The sequence below is a fragment of the Nostoc sp. WHI genome (assembly GCF_015714725.1).
Classification (GTDB): Bacteria; Cyanobacteriota; Cyanobacteriia; order Cyanobacteriales; family Nostocaceae; genus Nostoc.
In genome coordinates this window covers 1-5653 of record NZ_WBKM01000304.1, presented here as the reverse complement: position 1 = coordinate 5653, position 5653 = coordinate 1, and the positions used below count along the sequence as shown (strand labels likewise).

Genomic DNA, 5653 nt, shown 5'->3' with positions numbered 1-5653 from the left:
CAGTGAGCAATGCTTCCAAATCCTTCGGGATAAATCCCTGTAACCGCGATGTCAACTGTCTTGGTGACAATGGAACGAGTTACAGGGTGCAGATGCTCAAAGGTGTGAGTGCCTGATACTCTGCGTTTAATCTCAGTTGCCCAGCGTTCCGGGTTATGGTTGCTTAAACTAATTGAAAGTTTGACCCCATTGGGAATATTCAGAACTGCTAAGTCTGCAAGGATGCTTTCTAGTGCCAGTTCTGCTTTTTTGGCTTTATCTTCGTGCAACAGGGTGTGATCACTTTGTGCGATCGCCGCACTACCCCAAAAGAATTGAATATCTTTTAAGTCAAGCCGCGAACCTTCTACATAACGCACCCATGCCCCATCTTTTGAGCTGGTTTCGTGGTGCTTAATGTTGCGGTTGCGAACAAGTGAATATGCGGCTGGCATCATGATGGAAAAATCACCGATGATTGCCTTGCCATACCCTGCTCCTGCGTCTTTACCTCCTGTGAGGTCAGTTAGCCCTGATTTGGCTAACAAGTCTGCTTGGACTAGCCAATTTGGGGAATTGGTGTATGTGGTTGTCATGGTTAAAAATTTTTTGAAAGTCTTGAATTGCGAGGATTTGCCAGGATTTTTAGCTAAATATAGACAAATCCAGATATCCAGTTAGGGGTTAGCCTTAGATTCACTTTCTGACTTCTATTACCTTTGCTTGATGGCATTTTTTGGCTTGCTAATGCTATATTAAATGACAGGTGACGCACTTGTCAAGAAAAAACAAATATTTAGCTATACAATGACATGGGTTGATAATGGCAATAAGTGACAATAGGAGCTTATGCCATCCAACAAACCACGAGTGACACTTAGGTTAGATGATGATGAATTTAAATACCTAGAACAATGGGCTGCAAAAGAGTTTTTAACTGTGCCTCAGTTAACTAGAGTCATTGTTAAAAAAGCGATCGCCAAACAAATGGAAGAATTAAGTTAGTCTGATTAATTTCTATGACCGAAGTACCAGAACATTACAACAGACATCCACCACCTAGCGAACCTAGAGATAATCAAAAACACTTGTGTTCTCTGTTCAAAAAGCACAAGTCTTGTTAAGTTTGTTACAAGCAATCAGTACTAAAGTACCGAGTAAAAACAGTACTTTTCCAGAAAAAAACAGTCTCTAAGTTTGATGTCAAGCGTTCAATTGTTCTGTAAGATCAGGCAAGTAGAGAAATGAAACGTAAACAGGAGGTCAATATACAAAAGTATCAAAAGATAAATGGACAAAAGCGCCACTAATAAGTAAGTAGTGACGCTTTATCCAAGAGTTAGAACTCATATTTATTTACTGGAGCCGGAGAGGGGATCTCAAACAAACCAAAACAGTGGACTAAAGTGTAGGAAGCTTTTGTAACCCACTGACTGGCAAAATGAGATTAAATCCGTGCTGCCTACATTTTATTATATCTGTAGCTGTAGCAATTTCAATATGCTTCTGCTGGCGGATTTTGGCAAAAAAAGTCATCAAATTGTTATTTCAAGAGCCAAAATTTTGCTAAATCAAGCAAAATAGCGAATTTCATAGATATAAAGGTGTAGCAGCGCGATATCCCCCCTCCAATACTTAAACATCAAGTATTAGGGGAAAAATCTGTGATTACTACCAACTACACACTTCAACCAATTGAACTTCAAGGGCAGTACGAGATAGGATCTCGCCCAAAGACAGACAAACCGACAGAAGTTACTCCTCATCACCCTTGCCCCTACTGCGGTCAACCAGACTGGTGCTACTCAATAGGAGAATTGACAGTCTGGAACCGCGATCGCCAACCCGCTTCTGAGTGGGAGCAAACAGAAGAGAGCGATCGCTTTCATCAGCCTAACTATGCACTGGGTCAACCTAAAGAATCGCCAACTTATGTATTAAGCAATTGTCAAAAATTAAATAATGTTCAAGGAGGTATCGCGTAATGGTTGCACAATTCTCCAATCAGCAAGCACTCGCCTCCTTCGATATTCGCAATTTTGTAGACCAGTTAGAACCAGCCAGAGAGAAAAATAAATACATCTGCCCAGTTTGCGGTGGGCATAATTTATCCATTGTCCAAGAAACTGGGAAGTACAGCTGCTTTAACCAGTGTGAGTGCAAAGACATCCGGGAGGCGATTAAACCTTGGGCTGAAGTCTTAGCAGAAAGAGCAGGGGTTAATTATACAACTTCCCCAAAAGCGAAAATACCCAACCCCAAGAGAATCTTGCCCAAAAGTGCGCCAATTCCAGATGGTGAATTAGCACTGGTGATGTTGACCCAAGCGGCGACTGACATACCCCAAACTCAAAACATAACTTGCAAGCAACCATTGGGAATACCAGGGAATGCAACACAAACAATCTATCCTTACTCACAAAGCCAATGGGTAATTCGCTATGAATGGGCGGATTATATCAAAGAGAAGGGAAAAGATAAATCCTTCCGCCAATGGCACAGGCTTCCAGATGGCACTCCAGAGATGAGAAAAGGGGATGAACCTTGGAAAGCTTACCGCATTGATGAAGCGATCGCCGCTAGTAAATTGATGCAGGGAACCCCGGCACTACTCCAGCATGAAGGTGAGGGATGCGTAGAAGTTGGTCGCTCACATGGTCTTGCTGGGATTACGTTTCAGGGCAGTGGATGGGATAAGAAAACAATCACCCCAGAATATCAACTCCTGAAGGAATCAGGCATAGGATTAATTGTTTTTCTGCACGATGCTGACGACACTGGGCTAAAGAAACTCCAGACCTGCCAGGACTGTGCAGCCGAGGTTGGGATTGGATTTATTGGAATTAACCCTCACGACATCTGCCCCGATTTACCATATAAATCAAGTGACATCAAAGAAATCTTGGGGCAGATGGAAACACCAGAATTTATCCGCGCTCTTGAGCAGGAGATCCACGCGGCAGTAGCGCAGCGATCGCAACAAGCAGAGGTAGATGTCGTTGATGATGATGACCAAAATCCGGTTGTAGCCTTTACCCAGCAAGCTTTTCAAGCTCTCTACGGAGATAAGAACTGGATTTGTGCTGCTGATAAGCTTTACTACCACACTGGCAATCATTATAAACACTCCCCAGATTCCACAGAACGCAAAAGAATCTACGACTTTTGCAATTCCTTTGTGGTCGAGAACGAACAGGGTAAAAAGTCTTGTCCCTATGCTTCACCTAGTTCAGTCAAGAAGGTTTTGGAATGGGTAAAAATGGGGACAGAAATTGACCCAGAACTAATCAATCCTCCTGGCGTAAATTGCACTAATGGGATAGTCAGGGTTGAGTGGGAAGGCAGGGATTTTACAATAAGATTAGACCCGCATACGCCCCAGGACTACTTCATTTATGAACCATTAATTGAATACAATCCTAATGCTGACGATACATATTGTGAGCAACTTTTAGCTTGTTTAGACAAGCCACAGCAAGAAATATTTCTGAGAAATATTGCTGCATCCCTTGACCTGAAAACTGTTAGAAAATTTAGAGGCAGAGAGGTAAAAGCAATGTTTGCAATTGGTCTTGGTTCTAATGGTAAAGATGCTTTGCGCGAGTGTGTATCAACCATTTATGGGAAAAACGGATTAACTTCTGTTTCTTTGGGTGACTTTCAATCTTATGACGAAGGCAGAAAATTCGGACTAGCCCCACTTATATATAGTCGAGTTAACTGGGCTTCTGAAAACCCACAAACATCGAGGATTGATAGACTTCAAAGTTTAAAATTATTTGTCACTGGAGATACACTACATTGCGAACAGAAAGGGAAAGACCATATAGAATTCTCTTCTAACGCAATAGGTATTTTCAACTTAAACGAAACTCCCGCTTTTCAAGGCGTAATACAAGCAATCAAAGATAGAATTGCAATTCTAGAATTCAAGAAAACCTTTGTAGATAATCCTTCGCCAAATAACCTAAACGAGATAAAAGGCGACCCCCGATTTCGCTACGATCCAGAGTTTATTAGAACACATGTTGCCCCAGCATTCCTAAATAGAATGCTAAAAGCACTCAACAACCTTATAGAGTCAGGTATCAATTATGAATGCACAACCGACGCTTTCCACAACCTTCAGAGAGAGAATAATCATCTTTTTGACTTCATCTTAAGCGCAAATATAGGTTATGTGCCTGATGGGGAAATTACCGCACGGGCTTTATGGTCAATGCTGGAACAGCACTATATCCATAATGGAACGCTGACCATAGATGAGGGCAACCGCAGAACGTGGATCGACCAAGTTCGTCCCAGCGATAAAAACGTGAAGGGCATCAATCAAATAATCCCACGCATCTCTCAACTCTTCCCCAAGGCTGTCAAGGGAACTAGGTACTGCGACATTGCTAAAAGAAACATTCCAGTACTGAAGGGTATTGGCATTTTGTCAGTTACCCGCACCACAATAGACTCAACCCGCACCACTTCCGCACCACTTGCCGCACCAGAAACCTCGCAAAATCAGGACTTCCGCACCACCCGCACCACTTTTTCTTCTTTACAGGAAAATAACATTGAAGAGTCAGAGATGAAAATTGAATTGCTTTCTCCTCCAGTGAAAAAAGAAGAATATGCCACCTCAACTGGTGCGGGTAGTGCGGAACCCTTGCAGGATAAGGAAAACTGCTGCGGTGAGTCCTGCGTCACTGGTGCGTCAAAGCTAGAAAGTGGTGCGGAACCCTTACAGAGCATGGAAAACTCATGCGTCACTGGTGCGTCAGAGCTAGAAAGTGGTGCGGAACCCTTACAGAGCATGGAAAACTCATGCGTCACTGGTGCGTCAGAGCTAGAAAGTGGTGCGGGTGAATCCGAGTCGGTGCGATCTGACGAAGATTCCAAGGTTTTAGCTTCTGTTGCGATCGCTTGTATCTTGGAATCCCCTAATCCAAGTTGGGAGGTGGTTAAGGATATTTTGAGTGAAATGGAAATTCTTTCTTACTCGGAACTGCACGGGTTTTTGACCTTGGGTGAATTCGCGCAACTTTATATGCTAGTACCAGCCGCCGAGAGGGAGGTTCACTTTGGCTCATAAAAATGGGTGGTCACTGCCACCCGTTAGCTTACTGTTTTATAAATAAACTACTTAAGGGTATCCGCCGTTCGCTATATTTACCCCAACAAACGGAATTGTTTGTTGGGAACTCGGTTGAAGTGCGATCGCTTAGGGCATCACCGTGCCAGAACCAAGATTCAACATTAAATCTACAAAAATTTACCCCGTTTTTGACCCCTTGTTAAGAATTATTCCTAAAAGGCTAAAACGCCTATACCGTAATCCCTTCAGCCTTTGTAAATAAATCTTGTGAAAGATTACAATTGTGCTGTTTTGTGCGATTACACCGAAAATCGCCAAAATTCCCGATTTTCACCAATTCTCACCAATTAAACTCAATATATCCCAATCCTACAGAACGCAAATTCAAATTCATCGCTGATTTTTTTACCTCTTCAACATCTTCCAGTCACCAAATTCTCATTAGCTCAATAATTCCCAATAAATCCCAAAAGTCACCCGATTTATCCCCATATTTCCCAATGAGTTTTAAACACGCTTTAGAGGGTCTAAGCCTTGGAATCCATCTTTTTCTGACGCACAGTACGCCAAAAGGCGCGGAAAGTTTTT

The 5653-nt window shown here is 42.6% G+C and carries 3 protein-coding genes and 1 pseudogene; 3 read left to right on the top strand and 1 reads right to left on the bottom strand.

Annotated elements, in window-relative coordinates:
• Positions 1–575: pseudogene (locus F8S12_RS31360) on the bottom strand (ParM/StbA family protein); the annotation flags it as partial.
• Between the two features lie 253 nt (positions 576–828).
• Here F8S12_RS31360 and F8S12_RS31355 point away from each other — a divergent pair.
• From F8S12_RS31355 to F8S12_RS31345, 3 genes are all read left to right on the top strand, one after another.
• A complete protein-coding gene (locus F8S12_RS31355) occupies positions 829–984 on the top strand; it encodes a hypothetical protein (RefSeq protein ID WP_196520223.1) in 156 nt (51 codons plus the stop codon).
• A 659-nt stretch (positions 985–1643) separates the two neighbouring features.
• On the top strand, positions 1644–1964 hold the full coding sequence (locus F8S12_RS31350) for a hypothetical protein (protein ID WP_196520222.1): 321 nt from the start codon (positions 1644–1646) through the stop codon (positions 1962–1964).
• Entirely contained in the window at positions 1964–5062 is a 3099-nt protein-coding gene (locus F8S12_RS31345; RefSeq protein ID WP_196520221.1) for a DUF5906 domain-containing protein, read from the top strand. The genes F8S12_RS31350 and F8S12_RS31345 overlap by 1 nt, the downstream gene beginning before the upstream one ends.
• Positions 5063–5653: the final 591 nt, after the last annotated feature.

What these genes read in the sequence shown, in the direction of transcription:
- F8S12_RS31355 (WP_196520223.1), top strand. Translation starts at nt 829, where the DNA reads ATGCCATCCAACAAACCACGAGTGACACTTAGGTTAGATGATGATGAA.
- F8S12_RS31345 (WP_196520221.1), top strand. Translation starts at nt 1,964, where the DNA reads ATGGTTGCACAATTCTCCAATCAGCAAGCACTCGCCTCCTTCGATATT.